General features: G+C 63.5%; 25 protein-coding genes and 4 tRNA genes. 10 read left to right on the top strand and 19 right to left on the bottom strand.

The annotated features are described in order from the left end of the window. Positions 1 to 58 precede the first annotated feature (58 nt). From lon to AC2YJX_RS15145, 6 genes are all read left to right on the top strand, one after another. On the top strand, positions 59 to 2,491 hold the full coding sequence (gene lon, locus AC2YJX_RS15170) for an endopeptidase La (RefSeq protein ID WP_055399523.1): 2,433 nt from the start codon (positions 59 to 61) through the stop codon (positions 2,489 to 2,491). 86 nt (positions 2,492 to 2,577) lie between these two features. After that, positions 2,578 to 2,653: transfer RNA gene (locus AC2YJX_RS15165), tRNA-Gly, on the top strand. Positions 2,654 to 2,711: 58 nt separating this feature from the next. Beyond that, positions 2,712 to 2,785: transfer RNA gene (locus AC2YJX_RS15160), tRNA-Cys, on the top strand. A 182-nt stretch (positions 2,786 to 2,967) separates the two neighbouring features. After that, positions 2,968 to 3,043 (top strand) — tRNA-Gly (locus AC2YJX_RS15155). A gap of 156 nt (positions 3,044 to 3,199) precedes the next feature. Then, positions 3,200 to 3,292 (top strand) — tRNA-Leu (locus tag AC2YJX_RS15150). A gap of 142 nt (positions 3,293 to 3,434) precedes the next feature. Then, positions 3,435 to 4,445 (top strand): tyrosine-type recombinase/integrase, encoded by a 1,011-nt coding sequence (locus AC2YJX_RS15145; RefSeq protein WP_487256504.1) that lies wholly within the window; start codon positions 3,435 to 3,437, stop codon positions 4,443 to 4,445. On the opposite strand, the gene AC2YJX_RS15140 is transcribed toward AC2YJX_RS15145, so the two are convergent. Genes AC2YJX_RS15140 through AC2YJX_RS15060 form a run of 17 tightly spaced genes read right to left on the bottom strand, consistent with a single transcriptional unit; the run spans position 4,408 to position 13,360 of the window. Next, on the bottom strand, positions 4,408 to 4,638 hold the full coding sequence (locus AC2YJX_RS15140) for a helix-turn-helix transcriptional regulator (protein WP_487256503.1): 231 nt from the start codon (positions 4,636 to 4,638) through the stop codon (positions 4,408 to 4,410). The genes AC2YJX_RS15145 and AC2YJX_RS15140 overlap by 38 nt on opposite strands. Next, complete coding sequence (locus AC2YJX_RS15135; protein ID WP_487256502.1) at positions 4,635 to 4,991, bottom strand: DUF4031 domain-containing protein; 357 nt, start codon at positions 4,989 to 4,991, stop codon at positions 4,635 to 4,637. Before AC2YJX_RS15135 ends, AC2YJX_RS15140 begins: the two co-directional genes overlap by 4 nt. Then, positions 4,991 to 5,431 (bottom strand): hypothetical protein, encoded by a 441-nt coding sequence (locus AC2YJX_RS15130; protein WP_487256501.1) that lies wholly within the window; start codon positions 5,429 to 5,431, stop codon positions 4,991 to 4,993. The genes AC2YJX_RS15135 and AC2YJX_RS15130 overlap by 1 nt, the downstream gene beginning before the upstream one ends. After that, complete coding sequence (locus AC2YJX_RS15125; protein ID WP_487256500.1) at positions 5,431 to 6,993, bottom strand: hypothetical protein; 1,563 nt, start codon at positions 6,991 to 6,993, stop codon at positions 5,431 to 5,433. Before AC2YJX_RS15125 ends, AC2YJX_RS15130 begins: the two co-directional genes overlap by 1 nt. Positions 6,994 to 6,996: 3 nt before the next feature. Next, entirely contained in the window at positions 6,997 to 7,518 is a 522-nt protein-coding gene (locus tag AC2YJX_RS15120; protein WP_487256499.1) for a hypothetical protein, read from the bottom strand. Continuing rightward, on the bottom strand, positions 7,515 to 7,772 hold the full coding sequence (locus tag AC2YJX_RS15115; RefSeq protein WP_487256498.1) for a hypothetical protein: 258 nt from the start codon (positions 7,770 to 7,772) through the stop codon (positions 7,515 to 7,517). The genes AC2YJX_RS15120 and AC2YJX_RS15115 overlap by 4 nt, the downstream gene beginning before the upstream one ends. After that, positions 7,769 to 8,107, bottom strand: a complete 339-nt coding sequence (locus AC2YJX_RS15110; RefSeq protein WP_487256497.1) for a hypothetical protein — start codon at positions 8,105 to 8,107, stop codon at positions 7,769 to 7,771. The genes AC2YJX_RS15115 and AC2YJX_RS15110 overlap by 4 nt, the downstream gene beginning before the upstream one ends. Then, on the bottom strand, positions 8,104 to 8,496 hold the full coding sequence (locus AC2YJX_RS15105) for an ASCH domain-containing protein (protein ID WP_487256496.1): 393 nt from the start codon (positions 8,494 to 8,496) through the stop codon (positions 8,104 to 8,106). The genes AC2YJX_RS15110 and AC2YJX_RS15105 overlap by 4 nt, the downstream gene beginning before the upstream one ends. Then, complete coding sequence (locus tag AC2YJX_RS15100) at positions 8,493 to 10,835, bottom strand: ParB/RepB/Spo0J family partition protein (RefSeq protein ID WP_487256495.1); 2,343 nt, start codon at positions 10,833 to 10,835, stop codon at positions 8,493 to 8,495. The genes AC2YJX_RS15105 and AC2YJX_RS15100 overlap by 4 nt, the downstream gene beginning before the upstream one ends. Positions 10,836 to 10,840: 5 nt before the next feature. Beyond that, positions 10,841 to 11,209 (bottom strand): hypothetical protein, encoded by a 369-nt coding sequence (locus AC2YJX_RS15095; protein ID WP_487256494.1) that lies wholly within the window; start codon positions 11,207 to 11,209, stop codon positions 10,841 to 10,843. Continuing rightward, positions 11,206 to 11,520 (bottom strand): hypothetical protein, encoded by a 315-nt coding sequence (locus tag AC2YJX_RS15090; protein ID WP_487256493.1) that lies wholly within the window; start codon positions 11,518 to 11,520, stop codon positions 11,206 to 11,208. Before AC2YJX_RS15090 ends, AC2YJX_RS15095 begins: the two co-directional genes overlap by 4 nt. After that, positions 11,517 to 11,837, bottom strand: a complete 321-nt coding sequence (locus tag AC2YJX_RS15085) for a hypothetical protein (RefSeq protein WP_487256492.1) — start codon at positions 11,835 to 11,837, stop codon at positions 11,517 to 11,519. Before AC2YJX_RS15085 ends, AC2YJX_RS15090 begins: the two co-directional genes overlap by 4 nt. Before the next feature lie 12 nt (positions 11,838 to 11,849). Continuing rightward, positions 11,850 to 11,999, bottom strand: coding sequence for a hypothetical protein (locus AC2YJX_RS15080; protein WP_487256491.1), 150 nt, complete (start codon positions 11,997 to 11,999; stop codon positions 11,850 to 11,852). Beyond that, entirely contained in the window at positions 11,996 to 12,265 is a 270-nt protein-coding gene (locus AC2YJX_RS15075) for a hypothetical protein (RefSeq protein ID WP_487256490.1), read from the bottom strand. Before AC2YJX_RS15075 ends, AC2YJX_RS15080 begins: the two co-directional genes overlap by 4 nt. Continuing rightward, positions 12,265 to 12,807: a hypothetical protein gene (locus tag AC2YJX_RS15070; protein WP_487256489.1), complete on the bottom strand. Its 543-nt coding sequence runs from the start codon at positions 12,805 to 12,807 to the stop codon at positions 12,265 to 12,267. Before AC2YJX_RS15070 ends, AC2YJX_RS15075 begins: the two co-directional genes overlap by 1 nt. Continuing rightward, complete coding sequence (locus AC2YJX_RS15065) at positions 12,804 to 13,220, bottom strand: hypothetical protein (protein WP_487256488.1); 417 nt, start codon at positions 13,218 to 13,220, stop codon at positions 12,804 to 12,806. Before AC2YJX_RS15065 ends, AC2YJX_RS15070 begins: the two co-directional genes overlap by 4 nt. After that, positions 13,217 to 13,360, bottom strand: a complete 144-nt coding sequence (locus AC2YJX_RS15060) for a hypothetical protein (RefSeq protein WP_487256487.1) — start codon at positions 13,358 to 13,360, stop codon at positions 13,217 to 13,219. The genes AC2YJX_RS15065 and AC2YJX_RS15060 overlap by 4 nt, the downstream gene beginning before the upstream one ends. A 432-nt stretch (positions 13,361 to 13,792) precedes the next feature. Here AC2YJX_RS15060 and AC2YJX_RS15055 point away from each other — a divergent pair, with 432 nt between their 5' ends. After that, a complete protein-coding gene (locus AC2YJX_RS15055) occupies positions 13,793 to 14,209 on the top strand; it encodes a hypothetical protein (protein ID WP_487256486.1) in 417 nt (138 codons plus the stop codon). 43 nt (positions 14,210 to 14,252) lie between these two features. Here AC2YJX_RS15055 and AC2YJX_RS15050 read toward each other — a convergent pair whose 3' ends face one another. Beyond that, the gene (locus AC2YJX_RS15050) at positions 14,253 to 14,636 is read right to left on the bottom strand and encodes a helix-turn-helix domain-containing protein (RefSeq protein ID WP_487256485.1); all 384 of its coding nucleotides are present in this window, start codon (positions 14,634 to 14,636) and stop codon (positions 14,253 to 14,255) included. Between the two features lie 21 nt (positions 14,637 to 14,657). Here AC2YJX_RS15050 and AC2YJX_RS15045 point away from each other — a divergent pair, with 21 nt between their 5' ends. After that, positions 14,658 to 14,939 (top strand): helix-turn-helix domain-containing protein, encoded by a 282-nt coding sequence (locus AC2YJX_RS15045; RefSeq protein WP_487256484.1) that lies wholly within the window; start codon positions 14,658 to 14,660, stop codon positions 14,937 to 14,939. Between the two features lie 26 nt (positions 14,940 to 14,965). Here the strand turns inward: AC2YJX_RS15045 and AC2YJX_RS15040 are convergent, their stop codons facing one another. Next, positions 14,966 to 15,208, bottom strand: a complete 243-nt coding sequence (locus tag AC2YJX_RS15040; RefSeq protein WP_487256483.1) for a hypothetical protein — start codon at positions 15,206 to 15,208, stop codon at positions 14,966 to 14,968. A gap of 279 nt (positions 15,209 to 15,487) precedes the next feature. On the opposite strand from AC2YJX_RS15040, the gene AC2YJX_RS15035 reads away from it, so the two are divergent. Together AC2YJX_RS15035 and AC2YJX_RS15030 are read left to right on the top strand one after the other, a co-directional pair. Then, positions 15,488 to 16,012: a hypothetical protein gene (locus tag AC2YJX_RS15035; RefSeq protein ID WP_487256482.1), complete on the top strand. Its 525-nt coding sequence runs from the start codon at positions 15,488 to 15,490 to the stop codon at positions 16,010 to 16,012. After that, a complete protein-coding gene (locus AC2YJX_RS15030) occupies positions 16,009 to 16,299 on the top strand; it encodes a hypothetical protein (protein ID WP_487256481.1) in 291 nt (96 codons plus the stop codon). The genes AC2YJX_RS15035 and AC2YJX_RS15030 overlap by 4 nt, the downstream gene beginning before the upstream one ends. Positions 16,300 to 16,302 lie beyond the last annotated feature (3 nt).

Raw genomic sequence — 16,302 nt, 5'->3', positions numbered from 1 at the left:
TAAGGGTTGAAAATCCCCACATGTGGACCCATTTCCACAGAGCACTTTGAGGATTTCCATGTCCGGACATACCCCCCTGCCAGCCACCCCTATCGATCTACCGCTGTTGCCTTTGCGTGACGTGGTGGTGTTTCCCCACATGGTCATCCCGCTTTTTGTGGGGCGTCCCAAGAGCATTAAGGCGCTTGAGTTGGCCATGGAGGCCGACCGTCGCATCATGCTTGTGGCACAGAAAGCTGCAGCCAAGGACGAGCCTTCGGTGTCGGACATGTTCGATGTCGGCTGCGTCTCCACCATCCTGCAGATGCTCAAGTTGCCTGACGGCACCGTGAAGGTGCTGGTCGAAGGCCAGCAGCGCGCTCTGGTGACGTCCATCGAGGACGCTGAGACCCATTTCACGGCCACCGTCACGCCGGTAGAAGCCACACCCGAGGCCAACAAGCCTAGCGAGATTGAAGCGCTGCGCCGTGCTGTGATGCAGCAGTTTGACCAGTACGTCAAACTCAACAAAAAAATTCCCCCGGAGATCCTCACATCGATCTCCAGCATCGACGATCCAGGCCGTCTGGCCGACACCATCGCCGCGCACCTGCCGCTCAAGCTCGAGAACAAGCAGGTGGTGCTGGACCTGTCGGATGTGAAGGCGCGCCTTGAAAACCTGTTCGAGCAGCTTGACCGCGAGGTGGACATCCTCAACGTGGACAAGAAGATCCGTGGGCGTGTGAAGCGCCAGATGGAGAAGAACCAGCGCGACTTCTACTTGAACGAGCAGGTCAAGGCCATCCAGAAGGAGTTGGGCGAAGGGGATGAAGGCGCGGACATCGAGGAGATCGAGAAAAAGATCAAGCTCGCCAAGATGCCTGCCGAGGCGCGCAAGAAGGCTGATGCAGAACTCAAGAAGCTCAAGCTGATGTCGCCCATGTCGGCCGAGGCCACCGTGGTGCGTAACTACATTGACGTGCTCACCGCACTCCCCTGGAGCAAGAAGACCAAGATCAAGCACGATCTGGTCAATGCCGAAGGCGTGCTCAACGAAGACCACTTTGGCCTGGACAAGGTAAAGGACCGCATCCTTGAATATCTTGCGGTGCAGCAGCGCGTGGACAAGGTGAAGGCTCCCATCCTGTGCCTGGTGGGGCCACCGGGCGTGGGCAAGACCTCGTTGGGGCAATCCATTGCCAAGGCCACGGGCCGCAAGTACGTGCGCATGGCCTTGGGTGGCATGCGCGACGAAGCTGAAATCCGTGGGCACCGCCGCACGTACATCGGCGCGCTGCCTGGCAAGGTGCTGCAGAGCCTGTCGAAGGTGGGCACGCGCAATCCGCTGTTCCTGCTGGACGAGATCGACAAGCTGGGCACGGACTTCCGAGGCGACCCGTCGAGCGCGCTGCTGGAGGTGCTGGACCCCGAGCAGAACCACACTTTTGGCGATCACTACGTCGAAGTGGACTTCGACCTGAGCGACGTGATGTTCGTCGCCACGTCGAACTCGATGAACATTCCGCCGGCCCTGCTCGACCGCATGGAAGTGATCCGCCTGTCGGGTTACACCGAGGACGAGAAGACCAGCATCGCCATGAAGTACTTGCTGCCCAAGCAGCTCAAGAACAATGGCGTGAAGGACGAAGAACTGCTGATCACCGAGCCCGCCGTGCGCGACATGGTGCGTTACTACACGCGGGAAGCCGGCGTACGTTCGCTGGAGCGCGAGTTGTCCAAGATCTGCCGCAAGGTGGTCAAGGGTCTGCAGCTCAAGAAGCTCGAACCCCAGGTCGTTGTCACCGCCGACAACCTGCCTGACTTCCTGGGCGTGCGCAAGTACACCTACGGTCGTGCCGAGGCGCAGAACCAAGTGGGTCAGGTGGTCGGTCTGGCCTGGACCGAGGTGGGTGGCGATCTGCTGACCATCGAAGCCGCCGCCATGCCCGGCAAGGGTGTGATCACGCGCACCGGTTCTTTGGGTGATGTGATGAAGGAGTCGGTGGAGGCTGCCCGCACGGTGGTGCGCAGCCGCTCGCGCATTCTGGGCATCAAGGACGAAGCGTTTGAGAAGCGCGACATCCACATCCATGTGCCAGACGGGGCAACCCCTAAGGATGGTCCGAGTGCGGGCGCTGCGATGACGACGGCGTTTGTTTCGGCCCTCACGGGTATTCCCGTGCGCGGCGATGTTGCCATGACCGGTGAGATCACGTTGCGCGGTGAAGTTACCGCCATTGGTGGACTCAAGGAAAAGCTGCTGGCGGCTCTGCGCGGCGGCATCAAGACGGTGCTGATCCCCGAAGAGAACGTCAAAGATCTGGCCGAGATTCCTGACAACGTGAAGAGTGGGCTGGAGATCGTGCCGGTGCGCTGGATCGACAAGGTGCTGGAAGTGGCCTTGGAAACCAAGCCTGTGCCCCTGACGGATGAGGAAGTGGCGGTCGTGGCAGCGCCCTCGACGGACAAGGCCGTTGCAGCGTCGTCCGCGACAGATGGCCTGAAACATTGACGCAAATTTTTTTGAGAACCCCAAAAAATGCGCTACAATTCATCCCATCGCAGCAAACGTTGTACAATGTGAGGCTTCGGTAAAATGCGGGAATAGCTCAGTTGGTAGAGCGCAACCTTGCCAAGGTTGAGGTCGAGAGTTCGAGACTCTTTTCCCGCTCCAATTTCCACAAAAAGGGAAGCAAATGCTTCCCTTTTTTGTCAGAGAAATGTGAATTTCTGGCGCGGTAGCAAAGCGGTTATGCCCCGGATTGCAAATCCGGTTAGTCCGGTTCGACTCCGGACCGCGCCTCCAGATACGGTCTGTGTCTTGATGTCTGAAGATCTTCTGTGATCGTCGTAATCAAGATGACTGTTGAAGGATGGATGGTGATTGGTTGATTTTTTGGTTTGCAATCGAATAGAGCCAAAAAATAGCGATATAATTTGAGGCTTGCTGATTAGCTCTGATGGAAACGTCGGGTGCAGTAGGCGAATGCGGGAATAGCTCAGTTGGTAGAGCGCAACCTTGCCAAGGTTGAGGTCGAGAGTTCGAGACTCTTTTCCCGCTCCATATTTGTAAGGGAAGCTTCGGCTTCCCTTTTTTCTTGGTGGTGCAAGGCGGGCGGCTCGGCAGGGCGTCGGCCCTGTGACCAGAGATACGACAGGGCATTGCGCGCATGCGCTGCCCGGGTTACGCTGCGACGCAGGAGTGCGTTGGGCAGCCGGCGCCCCGATGGTGAAATTGGTAGACACTGCGGACTTAAAATCCGCCGCTTTCCTGAAAAGGGGCGTGCCGGTTCGACCCCGGCTCGGGGCACCATTCATGTGTTTTCATTTGTGCAGCAATTGCACAAAGCTAGACAAATCAACGCTCTAGCGCTTCTCTCTTTGGTGGTACAGTGCGCCCGCTGCACAAGTTTGCACAAGCGGCGCCCCCAAAATTCCCCCACCAATCCCCCCAAATGGCAACGCCCATCAAAACGGCTAAAGGCACCTGGCGCATTCAGATCGAGGTGAAGGGCCAGCGTGACAGCAACACCCTGCCCACCAAGCGCGAGGCAACAGAGTGGGCCGCCAGGCGCTCGGCCGAGTTGCTGGCCACGGCCACCGGCCGCGCTGGTGAGGTGAAGACGCTAGGCCAGGCGCTGGTGCGCTATGGCGAAGAGGTGTCGAGCGAAAAGAAGGGCTGGCAGAAAGAGTTGATACGCCTGCAGGCCTTCCCGCGCCAGCCGCTGTTCCCGGCCAAGCGCCTGCTGGCCGAGCTGACGCCCGCCGACATCGTGGCCTGGCGCGATGCCAGGCTGAAGGTGAATGCGCGCAGCTCGGTGCTGCGGGACATGGTGCTGCTGTCCCACGTGCTAGAGGTGGCACGGCGCGATTGGCAGTGGCTGAACTCGAACCCCATGCGCGACGTGCGCAAGCCGTCAGAGCCTGACCACCGGGAGAGAATTATTTCCGGGCCCGAGGTGAGGCGCATGCTGCGCGCATTGGGGTGGAGCGGGGGGCCGGTGCGTTCGGTGGGCCATGCGGTGGCCAACGCCTTCCTGCTGGCCCTGCAGACGGGTTGCCGTGCCGGTGAGATCTGCGGCATCCGCTGGGAGGATGTGGGGGCGGGTTACTTCAAGGTGGACGGCAAGACCGGCAAGCGTGATGTGCCTGCCGTGCCGTCCACGATGCGCACCATTGAGCTGATGCGCGGCTTTGACAAAGACCTGGTGTTTGGGCTCAAGACGCAGAGCCTGGACGCGATGTTTCGCAAGTACCGGCAGCGGGCGGGCCTGGAAGGGTTTACCTTCCACGACAGCCGCCACACCGCTGCCACACGCCTGGCCCAGCGCCTGCACGTGCTGGACCTGTGCAAGATGTTCGGGTGGACCAGCACCACCCGCGCGCTGGTGTACTACAACCCCAAGGCCGTAGACATCGCCCAGCGCATCACGACTGGCGCTGCTCCCATTCAATCACCTCGCTAAGAAGCCACTTGCCGTCGCGGCCTGGGCGGGGGAAGGTGCGGTCATTCTCCATGCGCGAGCGCAGGGTGTTGCGGTGCACGCCCATGCGCTCGGCAAGTTGGCCACGGTCCAGGCGTGTGCCCAGCATGCTAGCCATCAGCTGCATGGCGCTGGCCATCTTGTCGATGCGTTCCAATAGCTGGGCTTCGCTCATGGCTTGGTTCCTTGGTTGGCCCGCTTGGCGGCCATGTGTTGCTGCAGCCAGGCCTCGGCCGTGGCGGGGTCGCCCAGCTGGCCGGTGATGCGGCGGCGGGTATTCATGGCGCCAGCCTGGCGCCAGGTGATTGCGATTGCGCCCAAGGCGAGGGCCTGGGACCGCTTGGCTTTGGCGATGTCGTAGTGGCTACCGCTGGTCTTCTCAGGGCTTTGCCACCAGCGGCGGGCCACGCCGATCTTGTCGGCCATGGCGTGCAGCTCTTCGTCGGTGTCGGCCAGCAGATGGGACATCTTCATGCGGCCGAACTGACCTGCTGGGGACTGGTACATGTCGTCAACGTAGACTGGCATCAGCTCGCCCCTTCTTTGGTTGTGTCCACAGGAGGGCCCCAGTTCGCCAGCTCACGCGCCATGGCGCGGGTTTCGAAGTGGGCAGATCCAAAGCCCGAGGCCTCACGCTGCAGGTGGTCTAACTCGGCGCGTGCGTGCTCAAGCGCTCCCATGTAGTAGCGCTCTACCCATCCGTGGTCGAAGATCGTTCTGCCCTTGGGTGTGCCAAGGTCGAAGATCCCATACGCCAGGTTGGGCGGCAGTGTGATGACCTGGACCTGCAGGCCGCGCTCCCTGCATTGGCGCTCCATGTGCTGGGCTTCTGCGCCGGTGGCACAGCACACGCGGTCGCCGTCTTTGAGGCTTTCCAGCAGGGCTGTGGTGCGGCCGGTGCGCCTGGCCGATTGAAAGTACACGTGGGCCGCAGCGTCCACTGCGGCGCCGATTCCAAAGTGGTCCATTAGGCGCCTCCTTGCTTGCGGGCTGCAATCAAAGCCTCACGCGGGGTGTTGCCTGATGCCACAAATATAGGTTTCTCATCCTCACCGAACACCGCTGCATGCCACGGGCCTTCGTACTCCGGCGAGACTTCCACACGCGCTGATGCTTGCCAGTCCAACAGCCCAGCGTCCTCCAGCACGCTGTCTGCCTTGCCTGTGGTCTTGACCGCTGCAACGCCGTTTGTTGGTACGTCAGCAGGGCGCCAGATGTGGCCGCAGCCGTGGCACAGGTGCGAGCGGTGGGGCGGATTGGTCCAGCAGAGAACGCCATTCGGATCAAGGGCAGTTTTGACTGCCGACTCTGGGCCGTCGATGTGCTGAAGACCGCATGCCGGGCAGTGCAGAACCATGTCGATTGGCGCTGGCTGGCTGTCTGCCTGGGGCGATGGCTCCGCCTTAAACGGCAGGAGACCTGCTGTTGTAAATGGCTCCCCATTCGCCGCTGCATTCAGCGCATCAAGCCAGTTCTCAGGCAAATTGCACTCGGCGCCAAGGCCTGCATAGCAAGTCGCGGCAAGTGCGCGTAGCTTTGTCACCTCATCTGGCTCATCCACTGCTGGCGCAGCCGATGGGGCGGGCTGCTGTGGGGTGGCTGGCAACAGGCCGGTCTTCATCACCGCCTTGGCGACTTTGCGTGGCAGCGTGGCCGGGTCAACGGGGCGCTGGCCGTGCGCGCGCAGGCCGTCATAGATGCCCAGGAGCTGCTGCAGCTCAGGCAGCATTTCGTCGGGCCAAGGGGCACCGGCAAGCATGCAGGTCAGGTCGCGCGCCTCTGCGATTGTGAGGGGGGCATAGTCCTGGGCCAGCGATGCGGCTGGGCGCTGTTCGAGCGACGTGCGCCAGTTGGGCGAGGGTGTACCGCGCTGCAGGAACTCGCCATCCTCGCGCAGCAGGTTCAGTTCATCGCCCTTGAAATTTCCGACGATGCTCATGGTCCAGCCTTCGCGGACGCCAAACCAATTGCCTGATGAGTCTTGCACGATCTGCGGCCAAGTGTGGCTGTCCCACGATGGTTTGCCAGCCTGCACACCCCGCACCTCTTGCCACTCAGCGCCAGCCACAAAGGCGCCGCGCAACGCCCAGCCATACCAATATGGCCCAGTGTTGTGATGACCATCGGCGCAGGGCCGCATCGCCTCAACGTGGGCGTATCCAGCGGCTGTTTTTGCCCATTCCTTGCTATCAGGGCCCAGCGCGCCGGGAGGCTGCGGCACCAGGCCCAGCGCATCCCGCGCTTCATACGTGGCCACCTTCTTGCGCAGGGCCTGCAGCTCCTGATCAGTGGTCTTGGGAGTGTCGTCTTCTTTGATCAGCGCCTGCAGCTCCTCTGTTGATTGGGGAAGCTCTGGGTAGTCTCGCCAATCGCGGATGGTGGAGACCTGCACATCCACGCCTGCGGTGTGTTCGCCGCCGCACCAGTGGCAGTAGAACTTCTGGCCGTGGTGTACCAGGTTGGGTTCGTTGATGTCGGAGTCGCTGCCGTGAGGGCAGTTGTACTCTTGCGAGAGGTTGGTTCTGAGCATGGGTCAAACTCCTGCAAACGCCAGCTGCACGCCAGCGGGGGTGTGGGTGAGGATGGCGGCGCCTGCAGCACCGGCGGTGCTGCGCACGTCTGCCAGGGCGTGGTCTTCGGCGCGCTGGAAGTCGGCGCGGGTGATGTTCTGCAGCAGCGCCTGGTACACGTCGAGCGCGTCGCGGATCAGGTCACGCTCTTCTAGGTACAGCTCGGTGGGCAGCCATTCGCCGCTGGCCTGGGTGGCCCTGCGCATGAAGCCGTCGAGCGCGTGCTGCGCCGGTGTGATGTGGCCACGTGTGCCGCGCACCGGGCTGGTGAGCGAGATCGAGTCGGCGATGTTCAGGGCGCTGACCAGGTGGGCCCACTGCAGTTCGGTGGCCACGCCCTCGCGCAGGGCCGTGAAGGCGCGGCACAAGGGGGCCATGATGGCTTCGACCTGGTGGCTGTTGAGGCGTGCGGCTTGCCAGGCAGCGAGGCGCACGGGGTTCTGCACACGTGTGCGCGGCTGGCGGGGTTTGCGGCCGTGGGTCATGGCTTCACCTCTGGCACCGTTACAGCGATGGCTACGGGCGGCATGGTGCGGCCGACGACGTGCAGCATGACAAGGCCGCCAGCGTTCAGAGCCGCCAGCTCGGCTGCGTCGGGGCGCCAGAAAGATGCAACGCAGGGCGCGCCCTCCAGCACCGTGTCGGTGACGGCCAGCGCATGCACCGGCACCTGGCTGTGATCCCAGCCTACAGGCGCGCCCAGCACGCGGTTGTTCGATGGGTGTTGCGTCGGGTTCATGGTGCTGCCTTTCGCAGAGCGGCCGCTTTCAGGATGGCCCGGCGGGTCGCTATTTGATGGTCGCCGTCGTAGAGTCCGAACTCCACGCGATAGCTCTGTTCGCCGCGTTTGCGCTGGCCTGCGACTACTGCATGCTTTTCGTACCAAATGGGCATGCTCAGTCGTGCAGCCAGTTCCAGTGCTTGGCCGCTGTCGTTCTCTGGGTCCCACCGGAAGGGAGCGCGCCGGGTGGCGCTGGTGACGTAGGCACCGCCTGCTAAGCGCCAGTTGCTGATGCGCAGGCCCGCAGCGGCGGCCGCTGCTTTGAGGGTCTCCATGTCTTTGTCCAGGGTCATAGCGTGACTCCGTGCGGCAGCTTGAAGTAGCCCAGCGCACCCTTGCAGGGCTGGAAGGGCACGGGCTCGGCGCCCTGCAGGACGTGGCCGAAGGGGCCGGTGAAGAAGGGCGATTCGTGCGCACGTGTGCACGCCACCAGGTGGGCCTTGCCTACGATGCCGCCGCGTGGCAGATCCTGGGGCGTTGGCAGGGCGTCAACGATGTGGCGCAGGCTGGGGTGGCTCTGCAGGAAGGCCACGCAGTCGTCGTATTCGGCGCGTGTCATGCCCTGGCTGGCATGGATGGCCACAGGGCCGCGCCAAAGGGTTTCCCAGGTGCGGTTTTCCACGGGCTTGTAGCCCATGGTGATGAGCCATGCCCAGGGCTGGCGGATGCTGAGGGCTTTCATGCAACCACCTCCAGCTCGGTCACATGGAAGGTCACCACCCAGGGCACAGAGCGCTTTTCGCGGGGGATTGATACCTCCCATACCTGCGGGTTGATGCAGCGCACTATGTGGCCCACCTTGCCCACGTGCGGGGCCTGTTTGGGGCCGCGTGCGTTGGGCAGGATCTTCACTTTGACATCGGGCGCAAGCTCGCCCCCTTCCACTGTTGCCCCTGTCTTCGCGCCTGCACCGCCCTCACCACTGGGCGCGGCTGCGGAGTCGGTCGCCGTCGATGTGCGCGAGGCCTTGAGCTTGGGCCACGCGGCCGACGGGTCTACCGGCGCGGCGCTGTTGCTGGGCGCAGCGTCACCCGCGACACCGCCCGCAGGAGCGGGGGCGCCTTCGTTGCCTTGCGCCGCAGGCGCCTGGATCTGGTCCCCTTCGGCCTCGGCTAGCGCAGCGGCGATTTGAGCCGTGGCCTCGGCCTTCGTGGTCTTGGGCGCGGTAGCGCGGGCCTGCGCAGCGGGGGTGGTTTTGCCCTTGGCCCCTTTGGTCTTGTCTCCCGCGCGCGTAGTAGTAGCTTGCGCAGCGGGGTTAGGGGTAGAAGCGGTTTTCGGGGCTGCAGCTTTGACGGGTCTGGCCTGGGCTTTGGCGGCGGCGCGCAGGTTGGCAATGGCTTCGGCCAGTTCCTCCTTTTCGCGGGCGACGGCTTGGGCTTCTACATCGTGTGCATCAATGCACAGGGCGCGGGCTGCGGCTGTCACCAGGGGCGTGCCGTCGTCATGACCGTATCGGTAGGCGTTCTCGGTGATCACCCAGGCCAGCATGTGGTTGCGCACCTCTCCGTCAGTGGCGCGGTCAATGCGGGCAGTGGCGCGCGCCTCGGTGTCCTGGTAGTTTTCGTCTTCGACGGTCTCCAGCGAGAACACCGTGTGCAGATCGTCCTGGTCCAGATCCTTGATCTTGAGCTTGAGCCACTCGCGCAGCAGCTCGGCATCGGCCAGCACCTTGGCGGGCTGGGGCGATTTAAGGGCGGCTTGGGTCAACGCGCTTTGCAGTGCTGTGGCGGCGGTGCGGGCTTGGCGGTGGGCGGACTGCTGCTTGAGCTGGCTGATGCGCTCTTCCAGGTTGATCTGCTTTACCGTGGTCTTGAGCACGCCGCGCTGCACCAGCACTGCCTCGGCCTCCTCGGTGGGCACGGCCTCGATCAGCTCCTTGGTGGTGGGGTGCTCGATGAGCACGGGCTGCGGGCCTTTGTCGCCCAGCAGCTCGCGCAGTGTTGCGCGGTCTTTCTCGTGGGTGACATCGTGCCGAATGCTGTCCAGCCGGGTGTAGCCGTCCAGCACGTTGCCGTGGCCGTCCCACGCCTGGAGCTTCACGATGCCCTTGGCTTCCTTGCCTTCGATCACGCGCATGCCCTTGGCCTCGGCCTGGGCGCGCAGTGCCGTGCTGTGGGCCGCTTCCTTGCCGTGGTAGCAGGCAGGGTCGGTGCACAGGTCTGGGCTGTTTACATCGGCGAACAGATCAGGATTGGCGCCTGTGCGCTTGGGGCAATCCTTGCAGCTACCAGCTGCGGGCACCAGCTCGATGGCGGTGATGTTGAAAGGGGCGCTGTCCAGCCGCAGCATGACGTTTTGCTGCAGCCAGCCCTCAAACTCGCGCACGCCTATGGCGGGGTCGCCCCGGTAGTTCTTGCGCGATGCTTCGGCCAGGGCTTTGGCCTGCAGCTTGGCGTCTGGGATGCGGGCAATGCGCAGGGCGCGGCTGGCGTCGATCAAGCCTTCGCGCAATGCCTTGGTGGCCTCGGGGGACAGGTCCAGCAGCTTGAGGCGGGCGTACACGTAGCTTTTGCCCTTGCTCTTGCTGTCGCCCTTGCCGATTTTTTCGGCCACCTGTTCCACGGTGAGGTGGCTGTGCTCCATCAGGGCGCGGTAGCCCTCGGCCTCCTCCAGCTCGCTCATGTCCACGCGCTGCAGGTTTTCGATGAGCTGGATCTCCAGCGCCTGCTCATCCGTCAGCTCCCGGATCATGGCGGGCACTTCGGCCACCTTGGCGAGGCGGCAGGCGCGCAGGCGGCGGGCGCCGGCCACCAGTTCGTAGGCGGGCAGGGGGGCGCCCTGGCGGCGAAAGCCGAAGGTCTCGGCCAGGCGGCTACCAGGCAGCGGCCGCAGCAGGATGGGCTGGTGCACGCCGCTGGCCTTGATGCTGTCTGCCAGCTCTTGCAGCTTGGTGGCGTCGAAGGTCTTGCGGGGGTTGGTGAGGCTCTCTTCGATGAGGGCTACTTCCACCATGCGCATCTGCGGGCCTGCTGCCGGTGTGGGTAAGGTGGCGGTTACGGTGTCGTGTTGATCGGTTGCCATGGTGATCACGCCTTGCGGTTGGGAAAGCTGGACAGGCTGGGCACGCTGAAGGCGTCTTCGCTGCCTGGGCGGTGGGGGTTGGTGCGCAGCTCAGGGCAGGTGTACGGATCGCCGCGCATGGTGCTGTTGCGCACGGGGGTGCAGGTGCTGGCTGCCTCAAGGCGTTCGCTCTTGCGGCGGGCCTGCAGCTCGGCCTGGCTGGGCACTGGGCTGATCAGCGGCTTGCCGTGCGCCGATGTGGTGGTGGTGCCGATGGCCTGCAGGCCTGCCTGGCGCAGTGGTTCGGGCTTGCGGCGCAGGATGTGCACGCTGGTTTCGTTGGGCTTGGCCAGCGTGATGCTGTCGGTGCCACGGGTGGGGCGGGCGCGGCTCATGCTGGCACCTTGGGGGTCAAAACGCGGGGGATGCCGAGCACCATGCGGGCGTGGTCGCGGACCAGTTCGCTGACGGCCCAGCCGTTGCGCTCGGGGTCGAGCACGCTCTGCACGAAGTCCAGCGGCTTGTCTGCGGGGTGCCAATAGCGCACGTCACTTGCGCGGTGGGTGCACTGGGTGAGCAGGTCGGTTGCCAGGGTCTGGCCGGGCGTGAGGCGCTGACCGGGCAGGGGGGAGCCTGCGGTGGTGTAGACCATGACGCCGCCGCCTGGCTGGTCGATGATGTGGATGGTGGTGGTGATCGAGGTCATTCGAGGTCTGCGCGCTTGACGCTGGTTTGGGGTGGGTTGATCAGGTCGGCATCGCACTCCAGGCGCTTGGCCTTGAAGCGGGGGTTGATGGCCTGCAGGTCGGCCAGCTGGCCCTGCATGCGGGCCGCGAGGGAGCGCGCAGCCACGCAGCTGGCGGTGCCCTTGTCGGGGTAGTGGTGGGTGATGCACACGGTTTGGCCGGTGGCGCGGTCTTCGATCTCCAGCTCCACCACGGGCAGGCCGTGGCGGGTGTAGCGGCAGGTGCTGCTGGTGACCTGGCCCCGGATGTGCAGCGTGAAGGTGCTGGTGGTGGACATGGCGGGCCTCTGTCAGCGGGGAAGGTGCAGGTACACCCAGGCGAAGACCATGCCCAGCACGCCGATGCAGAGCGTGGCCATGCCTAGGCGTGCCGCGATGCGCAGGCCCTGGTGCCGGGTGCGGCGCTTGCGCAGGCGGATGAGTTGGATGGGGGCGCTCATGGGCGGGCCTCCTGGCGCTGGCGAGACGTGCACACCACGCTGGCGGGGTACGAGTCCGGGTAGATCTGCTCGGCCTGCAGGCGGGCTGCACCGGCGTTAGGGAATAGGCCGTGGAATGGGTTGTGGCCGGGCACCTTGATGCGGAACTCGTGGAGTGGTGCGGGCTTGTCTGCCTGCACGACGAACCAACGGCGGTTGCCGTTGAGGAGGCCGAGGAAGTCTGCGGCGCCTGTGGTTTGCACGATGTGCAGGCGGTGGGCGGTCATCAGAGGCCTCCCATGTATTGACGTGTGTGGATCTCTCCCAGGGCACTGCGGAGGTCTCGGAGGCCTTCGATGGCTTCATTCGCATCTATCAACAGGTCCAAGGCCTCGGCTTTTGCATTGGCTAAGTCGTAGGCCAGCTGTCCCATCGGCTCAAGCAGGCAGAGCGCGCTGGTTGCAGCGACTTTGTGAATGCGAATTGCGCGGTTCATGCGCACGTGGATGGCGTCCGACTCGGTGCGCCACTCGGCCAGGGTCCAGTCGGCGCTGTGGTTGACGGCTGTGGCCAGGCGCTGCTGGGCGGCGGCGCACATGGCGTCCAGGTCGAGCGGCGGGGCTGTAGGCGCTGCTGCGGGCTCGGGGTCCAGCGCCTGCAGCATGAAGCGCGCGGTGGTGAGCTGGTCGCTGTCCACATCGGCCGCGCAGGTCAGCGTGACCGTGGCGATTTCATCGCCGCGCAGGCGGATATCGGCTTCGATCACGTACTTTTGCGTGATGCCGAGCATGTGCAGCAGCTGGTTGTTGGTGCCGACGATGATGGTCATGCTGCACCGCCTTCCTGGCTCGGCCAGGGGGTGTACTTCAGGCGGGCTTCGAGTGCGGCTCGGAAGGACTCCACAGACTCGCCACGGGCTTCGGCGCCCTCTTGGGTCAATAGCTCATAGGTCTGGCTACCGGGGCCGATGAGCCAGGCCAGACGGGGGTCTTCCTGCATCCGGCGCAGGATGTGGAAGGTGGTGCTGCCGTGGATGGGGGCGCCGTGCCCATTACCGATGGCGCGGCGGGCATCCGCCACCAGGGATGCCAGCATGCCAGGGCCGATTGCACCGGCTTCGGGGTTGAGCTTGGCAACACGCTCAGCCAGGCGCACCAGGGGGATGGCGATGTCTGGCGACTCTTGCACGCGGCGCACGAAGCTGCCGGGGGCGCCGTGGGCCACTACGGTGATGTGGTTCATGCTGCACCGCCTGTGCTGCTGGCAACCACCAAAAAGCCGAAGTCGTCCACCACGTAGTGCACGCCCCAGGTCTGCTTTATCCACCTCTCGCCCGTGTCGTCGGCGCGCTCTTCAAAAGAGCGCCAAGTGCCGACGGGCACGCCGTACGCTTCGTCGAAGGTGCGGGTGTAAGACCGCCGAACGCGACCACAGTCGCTAATGAGCGATACGCGTCCGGGGTTGGTTGAGTCAGGAAATCTGTCCCGCAGGGCCAGATTGCCCGGCGGCAGGGTTGTGCACACGTGTGCACTGGGGGATGGGTGGGATTGCATTGCTGCCCTCGTTTTGAGTGAACGACGGGCGCATGATGCATCAGTGCATCATTAAGTGTCAATGCATTGGTGCATCATTTTCAAAAAATACATGTAATAGTCGTTGGAGGGACTGAACGGGGAGGGGCTATGGCATTGGTGAAGTGTGTTGAGTGCGGCCATGCAGTGAGCACGGGGGCGACGGCTTGCCCGGGCTGCGGGGCGGTCAGCTTTGCGCCCGCTACCTCTGCTGCGGCCCGGGCTGAGACCAAGAGCCAAGCTGTGCTGATCGTGGGCGGGATAGCCCTTGCATTGATCATCGCCCTGCTCGTGTTTGGCAAGTCCGATCGGGAGCGAGAGGCTGAAGAGCGTGCTGCCGTTGAGGCGGCGCTTTCCCCTCAGCAGCGTGCGGCGATGGCTGCTGAAAAGGCCAAGAAAGAGCAGGATTTCCAGTTTGCGGTGCTGGCCGTCAAAGCGCTCAAGGCGACGATGAAGAACCCGGCCTCATTCGAGCTGGTGTCCGCAGTGCTGGTGGACAACGGTGGGCCACTGTGCGTTGAGTACCGGGGCACCAACAGCTTCAATGCGGTGACCACAGAGCATGCCGTCATTAAGCGTGACTACAAGCTGGGCAAGTGGAATGCAGATTGCGCGGGTAAGTCGGTGACCAACATGATGTCAATCCGGCACGCGCTTTAGCCAGCGCTGCCGCGTCCCTGGTGGTGGGGGCGGCTTGGTGGGCTCAGTGCCCGTTGGCGATTTTTGGATGGCCGTTGTCACCGGCTGGTTCATTAAGCGCAGAGCTAGTCGCGACTAACACGTCTTTTTTGTACTCGGGCATCTGCTGCATGGCGAGCATGACGACCCGGACCTTGCGGTCTTCGTCAAAGGGTGTCTCCCCGATCAGCTGGGAGACTGTCAGCCCAAAGTAGTGCGCCAGCGTCTGCAGGTGCATGAAGTCGAGCGAGTCGGTCTCGCCTTTCAAAAAACGGTTGAGCGTGGTCTGCGACATGTTGCAGTCGATGGCCAGTTGCCGCTCGCTGCGTATGTCGTTTTCCTTCATCAGTTTTCTGATGATCTCGCGCGTCTGTTCATGCATGCGCGCATTTTCAGGAAAGGCTTGCATGTAGCGATGCGTTGATGCATCATGTGTGATAATGCATTGATGCATCATTTTGCTATGTGGCCACAAATCATTCGACTACTCAAAGCGCAAGGTTTCAGCCAGCGAAAGCTGGCCGAAAAGGCGGGTGTGGATCAATCGACCATCTGCCGCATTGCAGACGGCAGCCTCCCCGAGCCGCGCTACAGCGCAGCGGTCGTATTGATCGATCTGGCGGGTGGCGCTGACCGCCTGGCTACAGAGCACGGCATTTATGTGGCTCAAACCACCACCGCGCCCGCCGGGCAGGGGGTGGCGCATGCTTGATGCGACCTCGCGAATGGTGGCTGCGATTAGCCGTTCTTCGAAACAGCTGAGAGCAGTTCCAGGTAGGCGCCGAGGATTGCGTCCTTCGCGTCCAACTCCGCTTGCGGCGTATCGGGGTCGGCTTCTGTCAGCAGAGCTTCGCGCTCGATTGCGAGATTCAGCGCTGATCGAGCGGCCTGCACCGGGGTCAATGTCATGAGCACCTGGGTCAGGACTAGTGACATGGCCTCCAAACGGCCATTGATGCTCGCGATCTCGTTTTCCATCATGTTCGCCCCTTCTGGTGTTGGTTGTGTAGGAGCTTCCATCGTATGCCAGGAGCGGGCGGGCACCCGTTTTTGCACCCACCACGCCCCAGGCCGCGCTGCCGGGGTATTTCTCCCTCCCCCCCAAATGGTGTGCCGCGCGCGGGAAGGTGCGCGGCGCTTTGTGCGGCTGCGTGGTGGTGTGCGTTCTTTTCCCTCTGTTGTTTTCCCTCATGGCTGCAGTGTCTGCATTGCAGGCCCTGCGCGCCAGCCTGATCCGTTTGCAATTTCAAGGTGTTCCCGATGACCTGTCGTTACTCTGAAACCGACTGGCGTGATGTGCTCTACAACAGCGTGCGGGCGTGCCCCGGCAATGTGGTGGACGCTGCGGCCTTCCTGACCAAGCGGCGCGGCCGCAGCATGCATGCCGAGACCTTGCGCGCAAAGCTGCGGGGCGTGGATGGGGATTCGATCAGCCTGGAGATTGCCGAGCTGCTGACGGAGTGGATGCAGGAGCTGCACCGGCCGGACGCCCTGGATTGGCTGCACGCCTTCAATGCCCGGTTTGGCCTGGCAGTTGCGGTGGTGGCTGATGGCGAAGGGGCTAGCCCGCAGGATGCGGTGCAGCAGCTGCAGCACAAGTTGCTGCAAAACAATGTGTCGGGCGGGCGCCTGGCTGAGCTGGGCCTGCGCAGCATTGCCGATGGCAAGGTGGACGGCCAGGAGGCCGATGCGTTGATTGCCCAGGCGATGATTGAAGTGCGCGAGCTGCTGGATCTGGCCGAGGCTGTGCGTGTGGCCTCTGCAGCCAAAGGTGGTGCAGCATGAGGCCCGCCGGTGAAGTGCGCATGGCGCTGTTCGATGCCTGCTGCGAGCTGGCGACGCCTGAGCGTGGCCCGACCCTTCAGGAGATTGCAGCCCGCGCTTGCGTAGGCCTGAAGGCTGCCCGCAACACGTTGCCGAACATGGTGCGAGCCAAGCAGTTGCGCAGCCCGCGCACCCGGCAGGTGTCACACCGCAATCGCCCGGTGGCGGAGTATGTGCCTGCAGCCCTGGTCGATGGCCAGGATGATGGGTTTGACTTGAGCAGCGTGCTGCGGGTATGGGGCGGCTGACAC

The sequence above is a fragment of the Acidovorax sp. SRI_002 genome (assembly GCF_057586455.1).
The sequence above is the reverse complement of the archived record's forward strand: the minus strand, read 5'-3'. Positions and strand labels throughout refer to the sequence as shown.

Bases quoted from the DNA above. Each gene is read 5' to 3' on its own strand.
- lon (WP_055399523.1), top strand. From the start codon at position 59: ATGTCCGGACATACCCCCCTGCCAGCCACCCCTATCGATCTACCGCTG.
- AC2YJX_RS15145 (WP_487256504.1), top strand. From the start codon at position 3,435: ATGGCAACGCCCATCAAAACGGCTAAAGGCACCTGGCGCATTCAGATC.
- AC2YJX_RS15140 (WP_487256503.1), bottom strand. From the start codon at position 4,638: ATGAGCGAAGCCCAGCTATTGGAACGCATCGACAAGATGGCCAGCGCC.
- AC2YJX_RS15135 (WP_487256502.1), bottom strand. From the start codon at position 4,991: ATGCCAGTCTACGTTGACGACATGTACCAGTCCCCAGCAGGTCAGTTC.
- AC2YJX_RS15130 (WP_487256501.1), bottom strand. From the start codon at position 5,431: ATGGACCACTTTGGAATCGGCGCCGCAGTGGACGCTGCGGCCCACGTG.
- AC2YJX_RS15125 (WP_487256500.1), bottom strand. From the start codon at position 6,993: ATGCTCAGAACCAACCTCTCGCAAGAGTACAACTGCCCTCACGGCAGC.
- AC2YJX_RS15120 (WP_487256499.1), bottom strand. From the start codon at position 7,518: ATGACCCACGGCCGCAAACCCCGCCAGCCGCGCACACGTGTGCAGAAC.
- AC2YJX_RS15115 (WP_487256498.1), bottom strand. From the start codon at position 7,772: ATGAACCCGACGCAACACCCATCGAACAACCGCGTGCTGGGCGCGCCT.
- AC2YJX_RS15110 (WP_487256497.1), bottom strand. From the start codon at position 8,107: ATGACCCTGGACAAAGACATGGAGACCCTCAAAGCAGCGGCCGCCGCT.
- AC2YJX_RS15105 (WP_487256496.1), bottom strand. From the start codon at position 8,496: ATGAAAGCCCTCAGCATCCGCCAGCCCTGGGCATGGCTCATCACCATG.
- AC2YJX_RS15100 (WP_487256495.1), bottom strand. From the start codon at position 10,835: ATGGCAACCGATCAACACGACACCGTAACCGCCACCTTACCCACACCG.
- AC2YJX_RS15095 (WP_487256494.1), bottom strand. From the start codon at position 11,209: ATGAGCCGCGCCCGCCCCACCCGTGGCACCGACAGCATCACGCTGGCC.
- AC2YJX_RS15090 (WP_487256493.1), bottom strand. From the start codon at position 11,520: ATGACCTCGATCACCACCACCATCCACATCATCGACCAGCCAGGCGGC.
- AC2YJX_RS15085 (WP_487256492.1), bottom strand. From the start codon at position 11,837: ATGTCCACCACCAGCACCTTCACGCTGCACATCCGGGGCCAGGTCACC.
- AC2YJX_RS15080 (WP_487256491.1), bottom strand. From the start codon at position 11,999: ATGAGCGCCCCCATCCAACTCATCCGCCTGCGCAAGCGCCGCACCCGG.
- AC2YJX_RS15075 (WP_487256490.1), bottom strand. From the start codon at position 12,265: ATGACCGCCCACCGCCTGCACATCGTGCAAACCACAGGCGCCGCAGAC.
- AC2YJX_RS15070 (WP_487256489.1), bottom strand. From the start codon at position 12,807: ATGACCATCATCGTCGGCACCAACAACCAGCTGCTGCACATGCTCGGC.
- AC2YJX_RS15065 (WP_487256488.1), bottom strand. From the start codon at position 13,220: ATGAACCACATCACCGTAGTGGCCCACGGCGCCCCCGGCAGCTTCGTG.
- AC2YJX_RS15050 (WP_487256485.1), bottom strand. From the start codon at position 14,636: ATGCAAGCCTTTCCTGAAAATGCGCGCATGCATGAACAGACGCGCGAG.
- AC2YJX_RS15045 (WP_487256484.1), top strand. From the start codon at position 14,658: ATGTGTGATAATGCATTGATGCATCATTTTGCTATGTGGCCACAAATC.
- AC2YJX_RS15040 (WP_487256483.1), bottom strand. From the start codon at position 15,208: ATGATGGAAAACGAGATCGCGAGCATCAATGGCCGTTTGGAGGCCATG.
- AC2YJX_RS15035 (WP_487256482.1), top strand. From the start codon at position 15,488: ATGACCTGTCGTTACTCTGAAACCGACTGGCGTGATGTGCTCTACAAC.
- AC2YJX_RS15030 (WP_487256481.1), top strand. From the start codon at position 16,009: ATGAGGCCCGCCGGTGAAGTGCGCATGGCGCTGTTCGATGCCTGCTGC.